The sequence below is a fragment of the Paenibacillus sp. DMB20 genome, from assembly GCF_000987955.1.
Taxonomy (GTDB): Bacteria; Bacillota; Bacilli; order Paenibacillales; family Paenibacillaceae; genus Paenibacillus_AQ.
Genome location: NZ_LAZU01000053.1, coordinates 237,199 through 261,537, shown reverse-complemented (window position 1 = coordinate 261,537; position 24,339 = coordinate 237,199). Strand labels below are relative to the sequence as shown.

Below are 24,339 nucleotides of genomic sequence, written 5' to 3'. Positions count from 1 at the left end.
ACTTTGTCTTCCCGCTCATAGACGAAAGCGTTTCTCCGATCAAAACTTATACTGTCTTGTATTACAACGAAAAAACCGCCTTGTCCCAACGCTCGCGGGCAAGGCGGTTTTTAACCTTGGAGCATACCCCCGTACCGGGCGATAGCCTATTCCTTAATCGTAACCGTAACCGGCGACCATTCGCCGATCACGGTCTGGCCGTGAACGGATACGCTGCCTTCCGGCGTCAGATCTTTCTCGGTCATGATGCCGAGGGCGATCGTGAACTGATTGAATTTGATCGGGATGTTTCTCTCGCGGCGAATTTCTTCGCCGTTCACATAGTATGCCGCTTCATCATTGGCGCGGTTGTACGTTATTTTATACGTATTGAATTCGCGCGGCTTGAAGTTCGTATCTTCCTTGAAGATGCAGAAATACCGAGTCTTGTCCGACTCCGGTACCTGGACGCCCGGGAACGGGAGTACGGCATATACGCTGGCATACTTGTCGTTGGAAGCGAAGAAATCCAGCGCCGCCCCCGTCGTGAAATCAAGCAGGTTCAAGGATACGTAGCCGTCGTAAAGATCCCCCGGAACCGTGCCCTGGCTGCGTGCCCGGATCTGCAGCTCGAAGCTGACCTCTCCCGCTTCCGGCACCTTCACGTCTTCTACGGAGTAATACATATGCTTCGCATTGTCCAAAATTTGGACTTGGCCGTGTTGGCGGCTGAGCGGCGCACGAACGTACAAGATGCCGTTGCGGACGATCACCACCGCATTCGGCTCGCGGTACTCCCAGAACGAACCGTCCGGCAGCGGAAAGCTCCTATTTTCCAAACTTCGCCTTCCGACAGGATCGTATGAAAATCTCCAAAAATGCGTTCTTGTTCCATTGAAATCAATCCTACCTCTCTTTTCACATCGTTTGAATCAGGCCCTGTACGATCAGGGAGACGATCAGAATGCCCCCGCATCTCATGGCTGTTTTCATGGAGGCTCCCATCAGCGGCAAATAAGCCTCGGAGCGGTTATGGTCCTGCAAACGGCCGTAAACCAGATACAAAGGGATAACCGTAAGCAGTGCAGCCAAAGCATACGGCGGCAGAGCGCCGGCGGCTACGCTTGCGATAAGGGACAAACAAGCCAAAAGCAGCAGCATGCGCGAAAAACGAAGCGCCCTTTTCTCTCCCCAGACGACGACAAGCGTCTTTTTCCCGGCTTGGCGATCGGCCTTCCAGTGCAGGAAGTGATGGTTGAAGAGAATCAGGGTGGTCAACAGGCCGATCGGCAGCGACAGCAGCAGCGCGCGGACATCCATCTGCGAAGTCTGGACATAGTAGGCGCCCATGACCGGCAGGATGCCGAACGACAGCAGAATTGCCGCTTCGCTGTAGCCCTTTCCGCGGTAACCGAAGCGGACCGGCGGGGCGACGTAAAAATATGCGATCAGTCCGCCCAAAGCCCCGAATATGAAGGCCCACCAGCCGCTGAACAGACTGAGGATTACGCCGCATAACGCGGCGGCGGCAAACAGCAGCCAGGTAACGGCTTCGAATTTGCGCACCGACCATTTTCCCTGGGTCAGAAAGCCGGAGTTGGTGGATATGGCGTCGACGTTATTTTTCGCCTCGTCATCCGTCCCGTTTTTATAATCCCAAAGGTCGTTGACCATATTGGAAAATAAATGGGCCGTACCCGCTCCGATCAGCGTTAATAGAAAAAGCCATGCATGGAATTCCCCGGTCCATACGTAGGCCCCCAACGCTCCAAGCGCAACCGGAATGAGCATGACCGGAACGACCTGCAGCCGCGAAGCTTTTTTAAATTGGTTCCATGAGTCCAACGGCATGTGCTCCTTTCCAAGAATGAAATAGAACGCCTGCAGTGACCCTGCAGACGCGAAAAGTAATTGTGAAACAATGAACTTGCTTCTTGTATATTAAGAATATCACAATTGATTGAATTTGTAATCTTTCCATGGAAAGCGGGCTTAGAACATAAAAGCACCCCTCATACCGAGGAGCGCTCAATCAGCCGGAAAGCCAGCTCTTTTCGGACAGGTCCCGAATCGGGTTCCCGGATTTGACGGTAGAGAATTCGAAACGCCTCCGCCCCCATCTCGAACAGACGGTTATCAATCGTGGTTAGGCCGAGCAGTTTGCTCACCGGCTGGTTATCGAAACCGATGATCGCCAGCTGCCCGGGAACCGATACGCCTCTTTTTCCCGCTTCCCATAGCAGGCCGGCAGCCACCTGATCGCCGGTGACCATCATCGCTGTCGGCCGCTCCGGCATATTCTGAAACCGCTGCATGATGGAAGCGCCATCCTCTATGTCCAGGCAGCCGTCCATAATCCATTCCTCGCGGAATGGCTCGTTCAGCTCCTTGAGCACCTTCTTGTAAGCCTCAAGACGCGATTTGGTGCTGGGACTGTCCATCCGGCCGACGGTAAATCCGAAATGCCGATGCCCTTTGTTGATCAGACAATCCATACCTGCGCGAAATGCCCGCGCGTGGTCGATATAGATCGATGAGAAGGCGCGTTCCCCGGCATCCTGACAGCATAAAATCGGCCCGTACCGGCAGTATTCCTCAATGACCGCAACCGGAGTGGACATCGAAAGAATGATAATTCCGTCAACTTCCCTGTTTCGCAGCATTTCCAGCACTTCGCGTTCCATGGACGTTTTGTAGGCCGTCTGATAAAGCACCAGACGATAATGGTTGGCGAGCGCTTCGCCGCCGATCCCTTCCGTTAACCGGGAGAAGTAAGCATGATTAATATAAGGCAGCATGATGGCAATGCTTCGCGTTTTTCCCGTTATTAAATGAACGGCATTCATGTTTCGGGCATACTTCAGCTGTTCTACCGTTTCGAGAACGCGCGCTCTTTTTTCAGCACTGACATAAGGATGGTCGTTCAGAACGCGAGATACCGTTGATACCGACACGCCCGCCAATCTGGCGATTTCCTTGATGTTTGCCATGAGCCCCGCCCCCTTAATCAATGAAAAAATCTTTTCACTGGTATACTAGCATGTTTCTCCCCTGGAATCACGTTTTGGCCGGCTGGTCAGAAAGATAGGGGGAAAATGCTTCAAAAGGGCTTGCTCTGGTATGCTTTTCATACCTTACAATGATTTCACGGGAACGTAAAGCTAGGGCCGGCGTGACCATTAGGGCGTGACGGGAGGCTTTCGTTCCTGACGTATCGAACCTTACCCGCGCATGAATTCGATTCAAAAAAATGCCCTTGATCCAATGCGGATCAAGGGCATTTGAAACGATGGAAGCTTTTTGGCTTTGGTGTTCATGCGGACAACCGGCTCGGCTCTCACGGCAAGGACCGGACAAGTTACGCTCGGGTGCCTGTTCCCTCCATCAAAGCCAAAAGTTTGCCGGGGTAATCCGTAATGATCCCGTCCACGCCGTTTTCAAGCGCCTGCTTCATGCGTTCATCCGTATTGATCGTCCAAGCGTAAACGAGCAGGCCCGCGGCTTGGACGCGCCGGATATCCTCCGGCTCCAGCGTGGTGAAATTCGGGTGCAGGGAGTACACGTCTTTTCCAACCGCTTCGGGAAGCTTCTCATGATGGTCCATCCGAAGATGGTACAACAGGCCGATTTTGATCCCCGGCTCAAGTTCTTTGATGTAACGAAGGCTCTTCCAATCGAACGAGGAGATCACGACGGTATCCAGACGGTCTCTTTTCTTAAGCAGATCGATCAGTGCTGGCTCAAGCTGTCCGTTGTAAGAGCCCTTGATCTCGATATTAATGATAATATGGCCGGGCGTGATATCAAAAACCTCTTCGAGAAGGGGAATCCGCTCCCCTCTGTATTTCTCGCCAAACCAGGAACCGGCGTCGAATGCCTTCAATTCTTCCACCGTCATCTCGTTGACTGCTCCTAAGCCGTCCGTGGTGCGGTCAATGGTTCCATCATGGATGACAACGATTTGTCCATCCTTCGATAAATGGACATCCAGCTCAAAAGCGTCGCAGCCCTGTGCCAGTCCCAGCTTGAAAGCCGCCAGCGTATTCTCCGGCGCTTCTCCGGAAGCGCTCGGTGCGCGAAAATAACAGGTTTTGTTGTCGTTGACATGATGACACACTCCTTAGCATGAAAATGATGTTATACTCACTTGAATGTCGAATTGCTCATCGCGGTAATGATATGCTTTTGGGCAAAGATGAAGACCAGCATAATCGGCATGATAATCATGACGCTCGCAGCCATGATCAAATGGAAATTAAGCGCCTCATCCCCGGCTATCGAATCCCTCATCATGGCGATTCCTACGGTAAGCACGCGCATGTCGTTGGAGTTGGTCATGATCAGCGGCCAGAAGTAAGAGTTCCAGCTGCTGATAAAGCTCAGGATGCCCATGGTGGCAATCGTCGGAAGCGCCATCGGGGTCAAGATGCGGTACAGCACCTGAAACCGGTTGGCCCCATCCACCTTCCCCGCTTCGATCACGTCGTCGTTAATGGACTTGAACGTCTGCCGAAGCAGGAAAATCGCATAGGCCGACACCGCGTGCGGCACGATCAGCGCATAGAAGGTGTCGATCCACTGCAGATTGGACAGCATTACGTAAACGGGCACGAAGGTGACTTGGTCAGGCACGATCAATGCCGCGAGAACCAGCAGAAAAAGCTTGTCCCTTCCCGGAAATTTTCCCTTGGCAAACGCATAAGCCGCCATGATTCCCAGGTTGATCTGCAGAAAAAGAATGCCGACCGTCTGCACGACCGTATTGATGGCATATCTGCCGAAAGGCGCAGCATGAAAGGCCTCGACATAGTTGCTCCACATCAGCTTTTCCGGCCAAAATGTGGGCACGGCAAGCCGCAGCTCGTTTGACGTTTTAAGCGATGTAATTATCATCCAGTATACCGGAAAAACCATGATGAGGGTTACCACTATTGCCGCAATACATCTGACGGTTTTCCAAACCTTTTGTGACATCTGGGCAACCTACCCTTCATAATGGACTTTCTTCTTGGATACCATCATTTGCACGGCGGTCAAAATAATGATAATGAAGAAGAAGATAATGACTAACGCCGAAGCTCGGCCTGTCCTGAAATTAACGAATGCCATTTCGTATATCCAGTACACGATCGCTTTGGTCGAGTCGAGCGGCCCGCCGTTTGTCATAATATCGATGGATTGGAATACCTGCATGGAAGAAATAAAGTTCGTAATCACAAGGAACAGGGTCGTCGGCGACAGCAGCGGAAACGTGATATGCAGGAACTGCCAGAACTTGTTCGCCCCGTCCAAACTGGAGGCCTCGAAATATTCGAGCGGAATGCTGCGCAGGCCCGACAAAAAGATAAGCATCGTGAAGCCGACGCCCTTCCAGATGGATACCGAGAGCAGCGTCCAGATTGCCGTATCCGGGTCCTGCAGCCAATTTACCGGCTCGAAACCGAAGGCGCCGATCAGTTTGTTCAGCAGGCCGTACTGATTGTTGAAAATCCACAAGAAAATCATGGATGCGATAACCATGGATATATAGTACGGCATGAATATGCCCGAGCGCATAAAGCTGAATATTTTGCCGGATGCATTCAACAGCAGCGCAAGCCCTAGCCCGATGGCCAGCGTCAGGAGTACGTCCAGCACGGTGTATGTAAACGTAATCCGCAGTACCTTGTAGAATAAAGGATCGTTCAACAGCCTGTCGTAGTTATCCAAGCCGATGAATTTCTTCATCGGCTTGGTCATGTTCCAGTTGGTAAAACTGATGTATAACGAGAACAGAAGCGGATAGTAAATGAATATGCCGAGAATCAACAAGGCGGGAGCCGCAAATGAAAAGTCCTTAAGACTGTCCATCCGGCTATGCAGGCCTTTATTCTTGGGCGCTTTGGGTTTCGTGACGACCGTGGGGACCTGATTCATTCTCTTTCCTCACTTCCCATATGCATTAATAGTCGGACAAGATATCGTTCATTTTCTGGATGTTCTCTTGAATGAGCGGAACCGGATCCTTCCCGTTCAGCGCCATCTCGCCGATAATGTCCTTGTATACGCCGCTCATTTCCGGATAGGCGGGGTGCTGCGGACGCGGTCCCACATTGTCGAAGTTATCGAAGACCGCTTTGTACTGAGGCCATTTTTCAAAATACTTTTTGCCTTCATCCGTATCGATTACCGATTTATGGGTCGGGAGATAACCCGTCTCATCCGCCCATTTGATGTTGTGCTCCGCCGAGGTCATGAATTGGATGAATTTCCACGCCGCTTCCTTCTGCTCTTCCTTGGCGCCCTTCATCATGACGATGCCGGCCCCGCCGATATGGGATTTCCGCTCTTTATCGCCGGGAATAAAAGATACCCCAACCTCAAACTTGGCATTTTCCACGTAGGTTTTAATGATTGCCGAGGAATGCTGAACCATCCCGATCTTCTCCTCCAGGAACATCTGCCGCATCGTATCGGAGGCGCCCTTGCCGAAGCCCATCAACATGGAACCGTCATCGATCCACTTCTTGAAGTTATGCGCCCAGCGCTGGCTTTCCGGTTTGTCCAATCCGACCTTCCCGTCGTCGGCCAAGACCGCTCCGCCGCCGTTCGAAATCCAGGGATCGTAATACCAGGTATCCCAGCCCGGAACCGAGAACGCGTAACGGGTTGTTTTGCCGCCCTCTTTCAGCGTGACCTTCTTGTTGAAATCCTCGATTTCATCCCAGGTTTGCGGAGGCTGGACGCCCAGCTTGTCAAACATCGTTTTGTTGTAGACCATCACGCTCGTGCTTACGATCAAAGGGAAGCCGTACTGCTTATCATTGTAAGCGTAGGCCTGGAGCATGCCTTTCGAGAAATCCTCCAAATCCACTTTGTCGCGTTTGATATACGGCGTCAGATCTTCAAACAAGCCGCCGTCCGCAAAATTGGCAACCACCGAAACCTCGACGTTCGTGACGGCCGGCACATCGTTGGCCGCTACGGCTGCGCTGAGCTTTTTTTGCAGATCGGCATAGCCGCCCTGGAATACGGGTTCCACGGTAATGTGCGGATATTTCTTCCGGAACTCCTCGATCATGTAATTCAATCCGCCCATCTGGGCCTCCGCATGGGAGTGCCAATACTGGATGGTCACCGGGGTCGTGTCGTTCGGGTCTCCCTTGGGCATATCTTCGGCTGCCCCGCTGCCGGAACAGCCTGCCAGGGAAACCGCTATAAGCAGTGCGGCCAAAGCGGTCCCCAGCCATTTTTTCTTTTTGCTCATCATCACTACATTCCCCTTTCTTAAATAAAGACCATTTCAAGACAACAAAAAATGGAGACGCAAAAAAACCATGGGCCCGATTTACATCTGCACCAAAACAGCACAGCAAAACAAACACAGGCACATGGGTATTCTCGTCATCTCCACCCAATGCGGTTATGAAATTAAGCGTTTTCAAAAGTGATTATGACATTCATCACAGGCGCTGTCAACTGGATATTTGATTTCCGCCGTTAAAGGAAAACTTTCCGAAAATGTCGAATTATTGTTACATCGGTTTGAAAGGATGCTGTTTAATGTCACGCAAAAAAGTATGGATTATTCTTGGCGTGTTTTTATTCTCTCTGGCCATCGTTCGTCTAGCATGGCTGGATTACAATAAAACGCCGGATCACCCCAAGGCTGTGCATGGGCAGCTCGATTTGAGGAACTGGGATCTGGTCGCCAGCCGCCCCATTGTTTTGAACGGGGTTTGGGAATTTCATCCCGGACAGTTTATGATGCGGAATGAGAGTTCGGAGAAGAACGAACCCGGCACCGTTACGCCCCAATACCTGAACGTTCCCGAAAGCTGGGGGGATGTCTTTCCAGGCAAGGTTGAGCCAAATGCCTACGGATACGGAACCTATCGTCTCCGTATTCTGGTGAATCCGGACAAACAGCAGTATTACAGAATCCATATTCCGCGGATCGAATCGGCCTCGGAGCTGTACATAAACGGTGAACTGCTCCGCAGCAACGGTCGGCCCGCTTCCGCCAAACAGCAAAACCTGGCTGACAGCAATCCTTACTCCGTCTCTTTTCAAACGGACCGGGCCGTAATCGATATCTCCATACATGTCGCCAACTTTCTTAATCCCGTCCAAGGAGGAATTGTACAACCGATCAAGTTCGGGACGGATCAGAGTTTGAGAAATGAGCAAATGCTGACCGTCGGCCTCCAAATCATCGTTGCGGTCATTATTCTCTTCCATACGCTCTATGCCCTGATTCTATATATTGCGGGGACTCGCCAGAAAAACGTCATCTTATTTGTTCTGTATTCCGCTTCTGCCGTGATCATTACCCTTGTCGACGACGCTCAATTGCTGTTCCTCTGTCTGCCTTTCAGCTATGAATGGAAGATCAAGGTCTTTATTGTGTCTTATATGGGAGCCGCCAATTTTTTGCTCCAATTTGTCGGACATCTGTTAAACGGATCAAAGGGTGCCAAAGTCATCCGCTGGCTTGTTTACGTTAGCCTGCTTTATGCTTTGTTTGTTCTGGTCGCCCCGCTAAATGCGATATTCGAAAGCGCGGCTTTATTTTATATCATTTATTTCCCGACTTTCCTGATCATCCCTATAGCTGCTTTGAATAAGGCCATGCAAAATGTGAAGGACTGGATTTTGCTGGTACTTAGCGCTTCGGCTATCACCAATAACGTGGCTTGGGGAATGTTGAAGAACCTGGGCATTACGGATAATATATATTATCCGTTCGACTGGATGATCGCCTTCATAACGTTCGCCGCATTCTGGTTCAGGGGGTTTGTGCGAACTTCAAGGCAAGCAACGAGGCTTGCCGATCAGCTGCAGAAGGCCGATAAGATCAAAGATGATTTTCTCGCAAACACATCCCATGAATTGAGAACGCCGCTGCATGGGATCATCAACATGGCCCAAAGCGTGTTGGAGCAGGAAAAAAATTCGCTCCGCCGGCGTAATATTGAAAACCTGGAGCTGCTGGTTTCCGTAGGACAACGGATGTCCCTGATGTTGAATGACCTTCTCGATTTGACCCAGCTTAGGGACGGCAACATTAAACTCAGGCTTGGCCCCGTACAACTTCAATCCGTCGTTTCCGTCGTGTTGGATATGTTGAAGCATATGGCTGAGGGAAAACCCATCCGTCTCGTTTCAAATGTTCCGGATTCTTTTCCTCCGGTTGTTGCCGATGAAAACAGACTGATCCAAATCCTGTTTAATCTCGTCCATAATGCGATCAAATTCACGCCCGATGGGGAAATCGCGGTGGATGCGGAAATTCGTAACGGACAAGCGTTCATTCGCGTGTCGGATACCGGAATCGGGATGGATGAAGAGCTGTTGGAAAGAGCGTTCGGGGCGTATGAACAGGGACGGAACAGCTTGGCATCCTCCGGAGGCGTAGGTCTCGGTTTAAACATATGCCAACAAATGGTGCAGTTGCACGGAGGGACTCTGACGGTTGAATCGTCTCCGGATCAGGGATCCGTGTTTGCTTTTAATCTAGGGTTATCCAAGGAACTTCATGGTGTCCGCCTGCCGCTACTGATTCCCGGAATCACGGAAGCCGCGGCAGCGGAAGAAACCGGAATACCGAATATACAACCCGAGCCTATCATTTACCTTTCCGGCAAATCGAAAGTGCTGGCCGTTGACGATGATCCCGTAAACTTGAAAATACTCGCCAATATCCTGCCTGAAAACGAATATGACATGGTAGGAGCAACAAGCGGCAGAGAGGCTCTGGACAAATTGGATTCTGCCAAATGGGATCTTGTCATTGTGGATGTCATGATGCCTCACATGTCCGGTTACGAACTTACGCGGCGCATTCGGGAACGTTTTGCCATTTCCGAGCTGCCCATACTGCTCTTGACCGCTCGGAGCCGAACGGAGGATATTTACTCCGGTTTTCAAGCAGGTGCGAACGATTATGTTACGAAACCTGTAAATACGCTTGAGCTTAAATCGAGGATGTCGGCACTGATTGGTTTACAGCGCTCGATTAACGAACGCCAGCAGATGGAAGCCGCTTATCTTCAAGCCCAAATCCAGCCGCATTTTTTGTTTAATACGCTGAATTCCATCACGGCATTAAGCGACATTGACCTAGCCAAGATGAATGATTTAATAGAGGCATTCAGTTCCTATTTAAGATTAAGCTTCGATTACTGGAACTCGGAGCATTTCGTCCCGATCGAGCATGAACTTAATCTGGTACGGTCTTATCTTTACATCGAAAAGCAGCGCTTCGGCGAAAGGCTGAACGTGGAGTGGAACGTACATGTGGAGGCTCCGGTGAAACTTCCTCCTCTCACCATACAGCCCCTAGTCGAAAATGCCTTGCGGCATGGTTGTCTCAAACGTGCCAGGGGAGGAACGGTCGGCATCCGGATTATACAGCATGACATATTCATGCAGGTGATCATTTCGGACGATGGCCCCGGCATGGACGAACATGAAGTTAACCGTCTGCTCCATGCCCGAGAACAGAAAACGAAAGGCATCGGCCTTCGAAATACGGACAGGCGCCTAAAGAAGCTGTACGGCAAAGGATTGACGATCCACAGCAAACCGGGCCAAGGCACGACCGTCATCTTCGATATTCCGCTATAGCTTTCAGAACAGATAAAAGAGCCTGCTGATCATTCAGCAGGCTCTTTCGTTTAATGCCATTCAATCGATTTAAGAATTCATTTTACGCTTTCTTCCTACCAGCAGCAGTGCGGCTCCCAGGAGAATCGAGCCATAACCGATCAGTTGATAAAGCAGCTGGCTTTCTTCCCCTGTCTTCGGCAGAACAGGGCCGGAAGGCAGGTTATTCTTCTGATTCCCTCCGTCCGAAGGCTGTCCGTTGTCATTCTTCTTCGGGTCATCGTTTGAACCTTTGGAAGGCTTGCCCGGTTTGCCCGGCTTATTCTCTTGCTCTTTAGCCGGTGGCGGCGGCAAAGGATCGACAGCGCCGTCCGGATCCCCGGGTTCGCCGGTTTCTCCATTCGGGTCAGTCGGCGTGGTTGGACCATTCGGGTTACCTGGTGTCGTCGGTTCGCCCGGTTGTTCCGATTGCGGTCCTACAGGCGGTTCGGGATTCGGTCCTGTAGGAGGCTCGGGATTCGGTGGAGTGGTTCCTCCCTCTCCGCCGGTGTACCGAATATTCTCGACTCTTATCGGCGTTTCCTGACCGCTTTGGATTTCTATCAAAATGGGTTTGGAATCCCTGATGTAACCGGCAGGAGCTTTCGTTTCCTCAACATAATACTGGCCGGGCTTAAGTCCTTCGACATGAAGGACACCGTTCTCATCCGTAACCAGTCCTGCCAGCTCCTTACCGTCCTTATCTTTAACGGGGCTCTGCTTGGCGTCCAAAATACGGAATTCAGCGCCCTGAAGCTTCTTGTCCGGATATCCCTTTTCCACTTTGGTCAACTTAAGGGAGCCCGGCATCCGCTCGTTTTCAAAGATAACTTCCAATTTCACGTCGTTCACGATCTCGAATTTCAATGGCTCCGGATTAACGACGTATAAATTCGGCGCGCTGATTTCGGCAAATTGGTATTTCCCAGCCTTTAACTGATCCACAAACAGTTTGCCCTCTTTATCCGTGGTCAAGCCGGTGAGCAAGACGTATCCGTCTCCGTCACGCAGCTCGAATTGGGCTCCCGCCAGCGAAGCGCCGGAATCCTTATCCACCTTCACGAGCTCGACAGAGCCAACGTAGCTTTCGTTCGGTGCCGAAATGGTTTTAACCGTTGTCTGATTAGGCTCGATGGTAAACGGAATCGGAGTGGAGTTCAGTTTATAGCCTTTCGGCGCTTTGATTTCCACCAGTTGGTATTTGCCCGGCTGAAGCTTCGAAAGAAGAATCTTTCCGCTCGCATCCGTTGTCAGGTTTTCGTAGCCGATAACGTCGGCAAAGCCTGATCCGTTATCATATTGAAGTTTGAATACGGCACCTTCCAAACCTTTGGATGGCTGATCCCGGTCGATCTTCGTCAGCTCCAGGTTCCATGTTCCTTTTTCGTTTTCAACCGTAAACTCCTTGGAAGACGCCGCAAACTTGATGAGTTTGCCCTTCAAGTAAGCCTGGTCGATGACATAGCCGGATGGAGCCGACAGTTCCTTCAGGATGTAGTTCTTGTATTTGACACCCTCGAACACTGCGCGTCCTTGCTCATCCGTGACCAGTTCTTTCAGCAGGTTGGCTCCGGAGGCATCATACAATCCGAATTTGGCCCCTGCCAGCGGTTTTTTCGAACCGGCGTCCACTTTTACGATTTTCAAGTCTCCTTTACCCGGCGAATTCGCGCCGCCTCCGGCACCCGAGAACCGTACGATGACCACTTCTTGATCACTGTCTTCCACCGTTTCGATGGATTTCCCGGAGAACTTGGCGTTGTTGTCGATGTTTTCGCCGTCCTCGGCATTGATAAAGGATTGATATTCCAGAATGTAAGCTGTATCCAGAGCGTTTACAAACGTAAGTTTAAAATGAGTCTCGCCGATATCCAGCTTGTAGCTTGCAGGATCCGCAAGCCCGCCTTTTCTAAGGCTGCCGGATGGGTCAACGATGGTTGCATACAGTTTAAAGGAATCCTTGACGAGGATTTGGTTTCCGGACAGCGTATCGGTTACTTCAGCCCCCGGTTCCAAATGCGATTGGCTCCGGTTAATGCTTAGCTGCCAGAAAGCAAAATCCTGGTCGGCGCCCGTCCCTTGTTTGCCGGTTTTGTTCAAGAACTCGCCGCCGAACTTGGGTTTAACGACGGCCGATTTTTCAAAAATCTTTTGGTCGGGATTGCTTTCGTCCCACATTGCGGCATGGTTTTTGTATTCGGCTGCAACCGGACCTTGAAGACTGGTTTTATAGGTGATCCGATATGCGCTGTCAATCGCGCCCAGTTTAATCTCCAAACCGTCCAGACCGTTCTCGGTTTGCTTCTGGAACGTGTATCCGGTCTTCGGAACTTCGGCTCCCAACTCAACGCCGTCTCTGCCTCCCGTGAGGGTCAGGTGATGAACGGTCAAAGAGTCTTCTACAAAGGTTTGCCCCCCTGTATAAAAGTCGCGGATAACCGCGCTGCCGATCTGATGAAGATTATAGTTTACATCGATGGTCCATGTGATTTCCTTGGTGACCGCGTTATATTCGCCCGTCTTGTTGCCGTTCCCTGTTGTATAGTTGTCCGGTCTGACAATGGCCGATTTTTCGATTTCGTGAGGTCCTTTTTCATCCTCCCAGGTCAGTACCGCCCTGTTTCTGTATTCTTTATTCTGGATTTCCGCAAAATTGAATTTTGTTTTATAGGTAATGTAGTGATGCTTCTTGACCGGGTTTTTGAACTCGATCACAAAAGCTTCCTTGTATGATGGATCCGGCTTCACGGTGTAGTCTTTATTAAGCTCTAAACCGCTGATATGCAAGGTGTCCGGCAGGAACGTCATGCCTTGCCCTTTAATATCGTCCCGAATCACGACATTTTTCATTTCCTGTTGATCCTTATTCAAGCTAAGGGTCCACTCGATCGTTTTGTTCGCATAGTCAACGTTCCCGGCAGACTTGTCAAAGATGACCTGACCGATGTTCCGCCCCGTTTCTTTGGAATGACCGTCATACATTTCGACCTTGTTGTTGATAGCAACGCTCTCATCGTATATCCGCCCTGAAGCTTTGGTTTTATATATGATCTCATACGCGGAGGTTACTTCATTTTTAAAGCTCAAATGGAAACCATATTCGGCTTTCGTATCCAATATGTAGTCGGTTCCCGGAATTAATGGTTTGCCCGTTTTCCGTACGGCACTGCCGTTATCTTTGATGGCCATTTCGTAGATCTCAAAAGATCCGTCAACGAACTCCAGCTGTTTTTTATCAAAAGCATCTTTCAGCCAGGCATCGCTCTGGGCGATCTTCCGTTCGTTGTAATTGTACTGAATGGACCATGTTATCGTTTGCGTCGGTGCATCGTAATGGAGGGCTTTTTTATCAAGCGGTTTGCTGTATCTCACTTCAACATTGGCCGATTTCTCCAGGGGAGTGTCCAAGTTGTCGCCGGTAACGACCGCTTTATTGGTATAAGTCGCATCCTGGGTGCCCGTAATGCGGGTCGTGTACTTCACTTGATACGCACCATCGATATCGCCAAGCCCGATCTCGAATCCGTCGTTCAGAGGTTTAGGGGTGTAACCGGTGGCCAGGGAACCCGGAATCACGCTGCCGTCCAGCTGAACGGCCAATTCCCTTACTTCAATCGAGCTCATGTCCACCGTGAGACCAGCAGGCAGCGTATCCTTGAATACGGCGTTTTTTGATCGCTTTCTCGCCTTTATTGAAGTCCACCGTCCAAGTGATCTCGCCGGGATTCATCCCTTTATCCGCTAACCCCTTTTTATCCATCTCGCTGCTGTTGTCGCTTTTAAAATGGATCGGGATGATGATTTGATCGTCTCCAACATGGAAAATGATTTCTTGTTTCGTGCCGCCGTTAAACTTGCTTTCTTCAAATTCTCTCCACACATAAAAATAACCGGCGATTTCTTCGTCTTCGATCCCTTCGTTGAAGGTGAACGTGACTTGGCCTTCCGGCGTCACTTCATAGGCGCCGATCGTACCGCCGTCGTTGATGGTCAAATCTCCGGTCAGCATGCGATCGACTTTAAACTTGTCGGGCAAGCTGAATACAAAAGCCGCGCCCGACTTGTATCCGTGGCCGGCCGGCAGCTTCCATTCGTAATTCACCTGTACGCGGGAGCCTTGGTCCGGCCGGATGTCTTCGATGTTATTGCCGTCCTTGTCTTTCAACACCACGTTTGTAATGATGTTCGTTTTAATTTGATTTTCTCCGTAAACGCTGTTCGTAACCGTCTTCGGTCCCGGTCCTCCGTAAACGCTATCGGTAACCGTGGTTTCCGCAGGAGCAGGGTTTTGCGTTACGGTGCCATCCGCCCCAGCGGCTGAAACCGGAATCAGCAGATTCATAAGCAAAACCGCTACTAAAAGGTAATACACTGATTTTTGCCATTTCCTCATAACGAGAAGTTTCACCTCACAAGATATAACAATCACAAGCCAAACACGTCTTCTTCGTCCTTCTCTACGAACGAAGCCACTTCTAAAAACATTCGAAGAGCGGCTTCCAGCCCTCTTCCAGTCCCCTTCACTCCCCCTTCTCCACTTGCAGATCAAAAGGCTATATTTACTGTTGTATATTAGACGTGTCATGTTAGCCCATCAGAACTAATCTATACCATGCCGTTGAATTTTTTCTGAATATTTCAGAAAACAAAAAAACCACTCGACTATTATAAGCGAGTGGTTGGCTCTACCATTTTTCCTTTTACAATCAAACGATGGGTAGGGTTTACAAGCGGGTGACAAGTGACAAGAGTAATTTCCTTATCGCTTCCGTTCGGTTTAAGCACCCAGACCTCTTCAGGTTTGACATACAATTTTTCGGTCACCTCGTAATCGTATGACTCCCTTCCATCGTTAACCCCGATACGATCCCCCAATTCCAATTCATCCAGCCTGTTGAAATTTCTGCCGTACGTTCGGTTCCGGTGACCTGCTATGGCGTAATTTCCGACTTCGCCGGGCTGGCCCGTGTTTGTTATGCTGGCGACGGTCGTTCTCATATTCTCCTTGGTTGCCCCTTGAAGAATGGGAAGTTTCAAATTTATTTTTTCAATCGTAAGTACTCCGTCCGTATTTTCATCCGTTTTAGGCTTGGATGGTTCTTTCTTATTGCTAACCTTGACAGCAGAGCGGGTTGAAGCCGGCTTCCCGGTTTCTTTCTTTTCCTGCTCCTGCCCTGTTGGCTCTTCCCCGTTATCAATGTTCTGAAGACTAACCTGCCATTCCTTCAGCAACTGTTCCTGCTGATGGTCGTAATACATTTCCGATAGTTTGGGGAACAGCAGGACCACGATTCCCATAACGATAAGCAATATAGCCGTAATTTTCCTTTTCATCCTGCTTCTTAACCTCTTCTTCCGGCTTGCCGAATTATAAATCGGCACTCCATTTTGAATACCAGCTTTTAAGCTTCTTGCTTGGCTCCACGTCGAATTCTTCAAGAAGTCTGTCCGAGATAAGCTGATACTGCTTCCGCACTTCGCCCGGATGATTCAAGGACGCATGGATTATCATCAGACCGAAATAGCCTTCCTCCATGTCGGGTGCCCTTTCCTTGATTTCCTGGTACAACAGAATAGCTTCCGTGTAATTTTTAACCGATACGCAGCACTCGGCCATTTTCCTCACATGGTCGGACCAAATCAGCAAATTTCGTTCCTGCTCATGCTCGGCCCAGATATAACGGTGCTCCTCAAGAAAGTTCCCGGTATATAAAGCTTTTATGGAATGATGAAGGCTTAAGGTGTCAGGCGTCACTTCGGGGGCTTCGGCTATCGCTTTTTTCCACTCATCCAAATCGAGTTTCAAATCGCCCCATACCAGCTGATAACCCTCATCCTTATATTTGATTTCAAGGTCGAGCCCCGCCGTTTTGATCACTTTCCGGATTTGGTAGATCGCTGTATATAACTGGGCCGTTGCTTTATCTTCGTCATAGCCCGGCCATAACAAATCGATAAGCGTTTGTTTAAAAACGGTCTTATCCCGATGATACACAAGATAGGCAAACAGCTCGGGCGCCTTTAACGTTTTCCATACGAAGGCCTGTTCATTTCCATCCGCATCGATGTAGCGAAGCCGATTCATGCAGCACAGCTTGGCTGCCATCCTTTTGGAATTCAAGGGAGCCGGCACCGATAAAAACTCGGCGGCCCGAAGCAGCGTTCTCTCCAGTCGGATCTGGTGAACGGGCTTCAACAAGTAGTCCAGGGCATTTAATTCAAATGCCTTTACCGCATGCTCCTGATAGGCCGTCACAAAAATAATGCGGACATGCGGCCGAAGCTGCAAAAGCCGCTCCGCGAGCTCAAAACCGCTCATTTCGGGCATCTCGATATCCAGAAAAGCCAAGTGTACCACTTCCCGCTCAGCAGCTTTGAGCGCATCCAACGGGTTTTGAAAAGCGCCGACGATTTCGACTTGAATATCTTCATTCGGCTGATCTTTCAATAACTTGGTCAATTTCATCAATCCAAGCTTTTCGTCATCCACAACCATTGCTTTGAAAACCATCCCGTTCCTGACAGCCTCCATTCCAAGTATGTTCTCTATATTTTAGCAATTATGTTCCGGTTGTGTCGATTCACATTGTGTTTCTGTCCAATTTTCTTCGTCCGGGTTCATCCATGCCCAAAGAGCAGCTCCCCCATCCGTCCATGACCAGATACCCGCGTCTGACCAGTGCGAATATGGTATTGGTTGTGCAATACCATTCGGGCTCCGGCACGCCGCACCAGTTTTCCCCGGTGCAAGCGGCTCCTTCGAACGTCCACATTCCGCCCCGCCATCTTATTAGCTTGCCGCCATGTTTTTTTGCCTGATCCAGTGCTTCCTGCTGTTGATTTGATATAACCATAGCAATACCTCTCACTGTTGGTAGTTCAATTACTTCATTGAATCACGCGCGATTGAATATTTTTTGAATTTTCAATGAACACAAAAAAAGAAGAGGCTCATCGCCTCTTCTTCTATGACTTTATTAATATGAAATCCGATTATTTATACTGCCGGATAAACTGGACCGCTCCGGAAATATCATGTTCCGGGTTTTGACCCGTTTCACGTTCAATGGTCAGATACCCTGTATAACCTATTTCCCGGAGTGCCGCGAAATAAGCCTCAAAATCCACGACGCCTTGCCCTAACGGCACTTCCCGGAAAAATTCGCCCGCTTCAATCCTCTTCGCCAAACTCTGATCCTTACTCTCATAACCGAGCGAACCATACACTTCCCTCGGATCGATGGGCTTATAGCGAATTCCGTCCTTTACGTGCGTATGTACGATGTAATCCCGTAACAGCTTGACTCCCTCTACCGGATCGTCGCCGGTAACCATAACCAAATTCGCCGGATCGAAATTGACGGCGACTCCTCTGGTACCCAATGAATCGAGAAATCTTTTTAGGGTTGCAGCCGTTTCCGGTCCCGTCTCGACGGCGAAATGGGCCCCCAAACTGCTGGCGTACGCCGACAGCTCGGCACAGGCTGCTTGCATCGCTTCATAAACAGGATCATTCTCATCCTCCGGTATAACGCCGATATGCGTGGTGACAACGTTCGTCCCAAGCTCCACCGCAAGATCCAGAATTCGTTTGGACTTCTCGATCTTCCGGTCGTTTTCCGAACGATCCTGAAATCCATGTCCAATATCGCCGCATAAAGCCGTAACTTCCAATCCGAGAGAATCAATGTACTTTTTTAGTTCTTGACGGGAGGAAACGGATAAATGATCCGGATCCATCTCCCCGTGCACCGCGAATATCTGTACGCCGTCCGCGCCAACGGACTTGGCCTTCTGAAGTCCTTCCCTCACGGGCAATCGGAAACCGTCAACAATTACGCCTATCTTATTCGTCAGTTTCACAGTCTTTTATCTCCCCAATGTTTCCCCAAGTTCCATAACCGGCACTCCGGAACGGTCTGCCCTTAAGTCCATGGTCAAGTCAACGAAACCTTGCCTTTGAACAGTTGATGCAAAACCATCGTCGTTACGCCGATCACATAATTTCGTTTGCCTAAGCTGGCAGGGATGACCCAGCTCGAGTCGTATAAACCATCCACCGCAAATTTGGCGAGATGATCATGTATCTTCTGCATGCATTTCGGCGATTTCATGAACCACCCGTCCAAAATGGTTTTTTCCGGACCAAACAGGTTCATCATGACCGCAACCGCCCTGCTCAAAAACACCAGGCTCCGATTCATCACCGTCTCGATCCAGTCTTCCCCGCGTTCATAGGCCTGCACAACTTCCTCAATGCTTTGAGGTACGGGGCAGCCATGCTTGGCTGCCCTTTTCTGCGCCTGCTCCAGCACATGGGTCATGTTAAACCAATTGTCATGCAGCAGGGCCACCTCGCCCGCTCTTCCCTTATATCCCGAGTAGACCTGGCCATTCACGATAAACCGGGCTCCGACGCCTTCATATATCCATACGTAGAGCACGTTCTTAACGTTAGGACTCGTCTCCAGATAATATTCCGCAAACGCGGCGGCATTCGTGTCGTTCATTACGTAAATAGGCAGATTATAATAACGGGTTTGAAGCTGTTTGACGATCTCGAAGTCCTTCAAATTCAAATAACGCGCATAGGTTATCGTGCTGCTGCTTTCGTCGACAATGCCCGGAGAAGCAATGCCTATTCCTTTGATCTGGGAAAAGTCACCGACTCCCGCTATACGGGCAATCTCGCTTATGCAGTGAAAAATCGCCTGTAGAACCTGGTCGTTTCCTTTTACGGCCGGAACCGTAAGCTCAGCTACAATTTCACTGTGAAAATTGGACAGCGTGCAGTAAAACGAGTGGTTGCCCAGCCCGACCGAAATGACAAACCCTTTATCTTTGCTGATCTCCAGCGATATGGCCTTGCGCCCCGCACCTACCGATGACTTTTCGCCCGATTCGACAACGTAGCCTTCGGCAATCAGTTCGTCCACCAAGGAGGATACGGTCGTGGCGCTCAGCTTCGTAACCTTTGCCATATCCGCCCGGGACATCGCTTTTTCCCTATGAAGTAAGCTTAAGATGGTCGCTCGGTTGATTTCTTTCATTAGATATACGTTACCTCTAATATGTTTCATCATTGTACCTTTCTCCAGGGTAATGTGTTCTCTATAAAAGAAACCCCCTAGTTTCCATTATTCTTATCTGCTACTTCATCAATTCTTTATTTGCCTCATATGCTTTGTTCTGGATGGCTTCCAGTTCGTCAAAGCGCATCGATTTTACTTGTCCAACGAATTCATCGAATTTGGATAACGGCTCCTGCCCGACAATAAACTTGCTGATCATCTCATTGACATAGGTATCGATCGGCGTTTTGATCTCGTTGTATGTCTCGAAATCATCCTCGCTGTATTTCAAAGCAGGCGTAGGATCCCGGAAATAATTTTGGTCGACGTAATAGAACAGTTGCTTGGCAGCATCCTCGCTCACCGCCGCGGCTTTCTCATAACGCGGGTCTTGACGGAAACCGATCCATGGCTGCGCTCCGATTCTATTTAATGCCTTCGCTGCCCCGTCCGGGTTTTTCATGATCTTGTCGGTATATTTGAGCGTTCCGTCCGCTTCTTTCGTATACGTGTCGCCCTCGACTCCGAAGTTGAACAGCAGCTGGCCTTCGTCACTGTAAGCATACTCAAAAATTTCCATCGTTTTGTCGACATGCTCATTCTGGCTGCTGATGGCCCAAGCAACAGGCACCACGATTTGCTGCTGTCTGCTGGTAAGAGGTTGGTCGCCTTTGTTCATGACGGGAGGAGGCGTAACCTGGAAGTTAAATCCTTTAATTTTCTCGACTTCCGGTCTGGAATTAAAGCTTGCCACATATCCGACCCAATGGTTGGTTGCACCGACCTTATCGTTGAAAACCAACGAAGTATAGTCTTTATCCTGTCTGGACAGGATCTCTTTATCAAACAATCCTTCGCTGTACCATTTGTTCATCGTGGTCAAAAATTCCTTGGCGCGCGGATCGATCGGCGTGTAAATCATCTTGCCGTTCTCCTCCATCCAGCGGCCATCCTCGTTCAAATCAATGCCCCAAGCATCGGCAAAGTTCAGATAAAACGTACCGGCAGTGGAAAATGGCACTTCATCGTTCGAATCTCCGTTGCCGTTGGCATCCTTCTCTTTGAACGCTTTCAACGTATTATACCAATCATCAATCGTTTCCGGAACCGGCAATTTCAAGCGATCCAGCCAGTCCTGACGAACCAACGGTCCTTCCGATGTACGGACCGCGGACAGCATGGGAACCGCGTAGATATTGCCATCGGCATTGACGATCTGGGATTTGGCGATTTTGTCGTCTACTAAGTATTTTTGCAGATTAGGCTTATCTTTGATCAGATCATTCAGCGGGATGAACACGCCCTGCGGACCGTACTTGTTGAAGTTGCTGGGCGCATCCGCGACGATATCCGGATACTCGTTGGAAGAAATCATAAGCGGAAACTTGTCGCGCATCGTTTTGGCGTCACCTGTAATGAAGTCGAATTCAACGTTAAACTTTTTCCCGATTTCTTTCCATACCAGAGTTTCGTTGGTGTACATTTCGTCCGTTGCCCGGCTCGCAATAAAGATCGATAATTTCACCTTTTGATCATCCGAACCGCTTTGTTTGTCTGACGGCGGTTCTCCTTCGGACGATCCTCCCCCGCATGCCGATGTCAGAAGAGCCATAATCATAACAATGATCAATAAGGATATCCTGTTCTTTCTCCATTGTCTGTGCATTCTTACGACCTCCACTTTGGATTATTCACTCTCGGTACTTCTCTGTTTTCGAATCACTAGCTCTTAACGGCGCCGATCATCACCCCTTTCACGAAATACTTTTGCAGAAACGGATAGGCCATAATAATCGGCAGGGCCGTAATCACAATAGCCGCATATTGAATCGTAATCGGCAGAACACCGGAACTTTGCACCAGCGCCTTCTCCAGTTCCTTATCGAATGAGCTGTCCCGGATAATTCGGACCAACAGCACCTGAACCGGCATCAATTGTTCCTTGCTAAGCAGTATCAATTCCCAGAAGAAGGAGTTCCATTTGCCAACCGCATAATACAAGCCGATGGCCGCGAGGACCGGTTTGGACAAAGGCAGCGCCATTTGCAGGAATATCCGGATATCGCTGGCCCCGTCGATCTTGGCCGACTCCTCGATCTCTTTGGGAAGACTCTCGAAATAGGTTCGCACAATGATGATGTAGAACGTCGAAATCGCTGCGTACAACAAGATGCCCATTCGGGAATTAAGCAAATGCAGGTCTCTCATGACCATATAAAATGGAATCATTCCGCCGCCGAACCATAATGGAATCGCCAGAAAGATGGCCGCAAAGTTGCGCAGCTTCCAGTTTTTCCGGGACAGCGGATAGGCTGCAAGCGTCGTTAGCAGCAAGCTTAGAAAGGTTCCCGCCACCGTGTAGAAAATCGTATTTCCATAGGCCATGATCATTCCCTTATAGTTCAGAACCGTCTCATAAGCCGACAAGTTTATTCCTTTCGGCCAGAGAAGCACTTCATTTCGCATCACGCTGTCTGTATCGCTGATCGATACGGATATGATGTAAATAAACGGGTAGAGCATCACGATACAAGTGACGATAATAAACAGATAGATGAATGCAAAATAAAGGGCATCACCGGCGTCCACTCTTTTTTTGGTTTTAAGCATGTTCTCTCCCCCATTTACCAAAGCGAAGTCTGGTTTGCCTTTTTACTCAAGTAATTGGCCCCGTATACCAGGATGAAACCGATAACGGCCTGGAACAGGCCAACCGCCGTGGCATAGCTGTAGTTGTTGTCAATGAGGCCTTTTCTGTACACGTAAGTATTCAGCACATCCGCGGTTTCATAAATGGTCGGATTGTACAAAAGCAGGATTTTGCCGAAATCGGCCGTTAAAATGGTTCCCAGGTTTAACAACAGCATGATAATGATGGTCGGGACCAGACTCGGGAATGTAATATATCGGAGCTGGCTCCATCTTCCCGCCCCATCGATCTTGGCTGCTTCGTACAGTTCGGGACTGATGCCCGAGAGGGCGGCGATATAAATAATGGCGGAAAATCCGGCTCCCTGCCAAATTCCCAGCAGCACGTAAATCGTTCTGAAATACGCCGGGTCCTGGAAGAAGTAAACGCTCTCCATTCCGAATTTGTTCAAGATGATATTGACAACCCCCGTGCTTGGGGACAGGAACGTCAGAGCCATCCCGCACACGACCACGGTCGAAATAAAGTAAGGCAGGTAGCTGATCGTCTGCGCAACTTTTTTGAACAGAAGACTTCGGATTTCGTTAAAGCAAAGAGCCAAAATAATCGGCACCGGGAATCCGAAAATCAAGCTGTAAATATTCAGCAGCAGCGTATTTTTGATCAGTCTCCAAAAGTGAGGGTCGTCCAGGAATTGTTTGAAATACTTCATTCCTACCCATTCGCTGCCCGTGATCCCTTTTACCACGTTGTACTTCTGAAATGCCATCAACAAACCATGCATCGGCCAGTAGGCAAATATGAAATACCATATGAAAACAGGCAAAAACATAATGTACAGCCATTTGTTGTAGACAATCTCTTTGGCCCATAACTGAAGCTTGGAACCCTTGTTCTTCTTCCTTCCCATCTGTATTACGGTCTGTTCAGAGCTAGCCATGTTCATACTCCCTTCAAACGTCTGATACTTTGACGAATACTTCCTCTCTCTTCTGAACCATCAAAGTACTTCTGCTAAAATACGGATCGCGCGGCCTCCCTCCCGTTTGAGCCTTAATATCATTCGTGCGTGTCCCCCACTACTGATTCGCGCATTCGCAATCGCTTCCATTAAGCGGTTACATTTTCGTCGATTGAATGATATTCCTCTCTTGTTTTCCAGCATTTTTAACAAGCTTGTTATCACATTATAACTGATTTAATTAATTTGTACAGTGTCTTTATTAATTAATCGACAATTTTTTTGATCCGTAATATGAAAAACGTCTATCGACGTACTTTCTCAGAAGCAGACGCATTTAACGGATGTTTTTCTTGCGAGATAAGGAGGCAAACCTCTGGAGTTATACTTTCTTATCTCTTAAAATAGAAACCGGGGCTTTTAAATATGATAAATGAGGGATAAACATGGTCTATGCCGCTCTTCTTCGGGGAATCAACGTCGGGGGAAACAATAAAATCGAGATGAAACGGCTGAAAGAGGTTTTTGAAGAGGCGGGTATGCGTTCCGTCGTAACCTATATCAATACAGGCAATATTATTTTCACGGACGACAGCCGGTCCAAAAACGAGATATCGAACCTGCTTGAAGAAGCCATACATGCAGCCTTCGGATTGCGGATCAAGGTACTGGTCCTTAGTTTCGATGACTTTGCAAAGGTTATGCAGGCCCTTCCCGAGTCCTGGACCAACGACAAGCAGATGAAAAGCGATGTGCTGTTCTTATGGGATGACATCGACGATGAGACGGTGCTGGAGAAGCTCGTTATTCGGCCGGAAGTGGATACGGTTAAATATGTACCGGGGGCGATTCTATGGTCGATCGACAAAGCCGATCTGGCCAAAAGCGGTATGGAGAAGCTTGCCGGCAACAAAATCAGCCGCCAAATGACGGTCAGAAATGTGAATACCACCCGTAAAATTTACGAGTTTATGCTGGCTGCACAGGGTTAAACCGGATCACGTAATATATGCAGTCATTCCGGGTCATCAAAGAAAGCGGCCATTCGTTTC

General features: G+C 49.3%; 19 protein-coding genes. 2 read left to right on the top strand and 17 right to left on the bottom strand.

What is annotated here, in order from left to right; all coding sequences use genetic code 11:
* Nucleotides 1-146 precede the first annotated feature (146 nt).
* From XI25_RS29180 to XI25_RS29145, 7 genes are all read right to left on the bottom strand, one after another.
* Entirely contained in the window at nucleotides 147-818 is a 672-nt protein-coding gene (locus XI25_RS29180; protein ID WP_235440493.1) for a DUF6081 family protein, read from the bottom strand.
* A 79-nt stretch (nucleotides 819-897) separates the two neighbouring features.
* Nucleotides 898-1,824, bottom strand: coding sequence for a prenyltransferase (locus tag XI25_RS29175; protein ID WP_046681332.1), 927 nt, complete (start codon nucleotides 1,822-1,824; stop codon nucleotides 898-900).
* A gap of 167 nt (nucleotides 1,825-1,991) precedes the next feature.
* Nucleotides 1,992-2,969, bottom strand: coding sequence for a LacI family DNA-binding transcriptional regulator (locus tag XI25_RS29170; protein ID WP_046681331.1), 978 nt, complete (start codon nucleotides 2,967-2,969; stop codon nucleotides 1,992-1,994).
* A gap of 368 nt (nucleotides 2,970-3,337) precedes the next feature.
* Nucleotides 3,338-4,096 carry a glycerophosphodiester phosphodiesterase gene (locus XI25_RS29160; RefSeq protein WP_046681329.1) on the bottom strand — a complete coding sequence of 253 codons (759 nt, stop codon included), beginning with the start codon at nucleotides 4,094-4,096 and terminating at the stop codon, nucleotides 3,338-3,340.
* Between the two features lie 26 nt (nucleotides 4,097-4,122).
* Nucleotides 4,123-4,953, bottom strand: coding sequence for a carbohydrate ABC transporter permease (locus XI25_RS29155; RefSeq protein WP_046681328.1), 831 nt, complete (start codon nucleotides 4,951-4,953; stop codon nucleotides 4,123-4,125).
* A 9-nt stretch (nucleotides 4,954-4,962) separates the two neighbouring features.
* Nucleotides 4,963-5,895, bottom strand: a complete 933-nt coding sequence (locus XI25_RS29150; RefSeq protein ID WP_046681327.1) for a carbohydrate ABC transporter permease — start codon at nucleotides 5,893-5,895, stop codon at nucleotides 4,963-4,965.
* A gap of 25 nt (nucleotides 5,896-5,920) precedes the next feature.
* A complete protein-coding gene (locus tag XI25_RS29145; protein ID WP_046681326.1) occupies nucleotides 5,921-7,228 on the bottom strand; it encodes an ABC transporter substrate-binding protein in 1,308 nt (435 codons plus the stop codon).
* A 293-nt stretch (nucleotides 7,229-7,521) separates the two neighbouring features.
* Between XI25_RS29145 and XI25_RS29140 the strand changes: the two genes are divergently transcribed.
* On the top strand, nucleotides 7,522-10,587 hold the full coding sequence (locus XI25_RS29140; RefSeq protein WP_046681325.1) for an ATP-binding protein: 3,066 nt from the start codon (nucleotides 7,522-7,524) through the stop codon (nucleotides 10,585-10,587).
* 69 nt (nucleotides 10,588-10,656) lie between these two features.
* Here the strand turns inward: XI25_RS29140 and XI25_RS29135 are convergent, their stop codons facing one another.
* The 10 genes from XI25_RS29135 to XI25_RS29090 all read right to left on the bottom strand — a co-directional run bounded on the left by XI25_RS29135 (nucleotide 10,657) and on the right by XI25_RS29090 (nucleotide 23,266).
* A complete protein-coding gene (locus tag XI25_RS29135) occupies nucleotides 10,657-14,229 on the bottom strand; it encodes a SpaA isopeptide-forming pilin-related protein (protein WP_046681324.1) in 3,573 nt (1,190 codons plus the stop codon).
* Nucleotides 14,216-14,947 carry an Ig-like domain-containing protein gene (locus XI25_RS29130; RefSeq protein ID WP_152669244.1) on the bottom strand — a complete coding sequence of 244 codons (732 nt, stop codon included), beginning with the start codon at nucleotides 14,945-14,947 and terminating at the stop codon, nucleotides 14,216-14,218. The genes XI25_RS29135 and XI25_RS29130 overlap by 14 nt, the downstream gene beginning before the upstream one ends.
* Nucleotides 14,948-15,270: 323 nt before the next feature.
* Nucleotides 15,271-15,939 (bottom strand): class D sortase, encoded by a 669-nt coding sequence (locus XI25_RS29125; RefSeq protein WP_046681322.1) that lies wholly within the window; start codon nucleotides 15,937-15,939, stop codon nucleotides 15,271-15,273.
* A 34-nt stretch (nucleotides 15,940-15,973) separates the two neighbouring features.
* Entirely contained in the window at nucleotides 15,974-17,116 is a 1,143-nt protein-coding gene (locus tag XI25_RS29120; protein WP_046681321.1) for a response regulator, read from the bottom strand.
* A gap of 70 nt (nucleotides 17,117-17,186) precedes the next feature.
* Complete coding sequence (locus XI25_RS29115) at nucleotides 17,187-17,459, bottom strand: hypothetical protein (RefSeq protein WP_046681320.1); 273 nt, start codon at nucleotides 17,457-17,459, stop codon at nucleotides 17,187-17,189.
* Nucleotides 17,460-17,598: 139 nt separating this feature from the next.
* Nucleotides 17,599-18,468, bottom strand: coding sequence for a sugar phosphate isomerase/epimerase family protein (locus tag XI25_RS29110; protein ID WP_046681319.1), 870 nt, complete (start codon nucleotides 18,466-18,468; stop codon nucleotides 17,599-17,601).
* A gap of 74 nt (nucleotides 18,469-18,542) precedes the next feature.
* Nucleotides 18,543-19,688 carry an ROK family transcriptional regulator gene (locus XI25_RS29105; RefSeq protein ID WP_052759793.1) on the bottom strand — a complete coding sequence of 382 codons (1,146 nt, stop codon included), beginning with the start codon at nucleotides 19,686-19,688 and terminating at the stop codon, nucleotides 18,543-18,545.
* A 67-nt stretch (nucleotides 19,689-19,755) separates the two neighbouring features.
* Nucleotides 19,756-21,342 carry an extracellular solute-binding protein gene (locus XI25_RS29100; RefSeq protein WP_046681317.1) on the bottom strand — a complete coding sequence of 529 codons (1,587 nt, stop codon included), beginning with the start codon at nucleotides 21,340-21,342 and terminating at the stop codon, nucleotides 19,756-19,758.
* Between the two features lie 56 nt (nucleotides 21,343-21,398).
* Nucleotides 21,399-22,286, bottom strand: coding sequence for a carbohydrate ABC transporter permease (locus XI25_RS29095; RefSeq protein ID WP_046681316.1), 888 nt, complete (start codon nucleotides 22,284-22,286; stop codon nucleotides 21,399-21,401).
* A gap of 14 nt (nucleotides 22,287-22,300) precedes the next feature.
* On the bottom strand, nucleotides 22,301-23,266 hold the full coding sequence (locus XI25_RS29090) for an ABC transporter permease (protein WP_152669243.1): 966 nt from the start codon (nucleotides 23,264-23,266) through the stop codon (nucleotides 22,301-22,303).
* A gap of 467 nt (nucleotides 23,267-23,733) precedes the next feature.
* Here XI25_RS29090 and XI25_RS29085 point away from each other — a divergent pair, with 467 nt between their 5' ends.
* Entirely contained in the window at nucleotides 23,734-24,279 is a 546-nt protein-coding gene (locus XI25_RS29085; RefSeq protein WP_046681314.1) for a DUF1697 domain-containing protein, read from the top strand.
* Nucleotides 24,280-24,339: the final 60 nt, after the last annotated feature.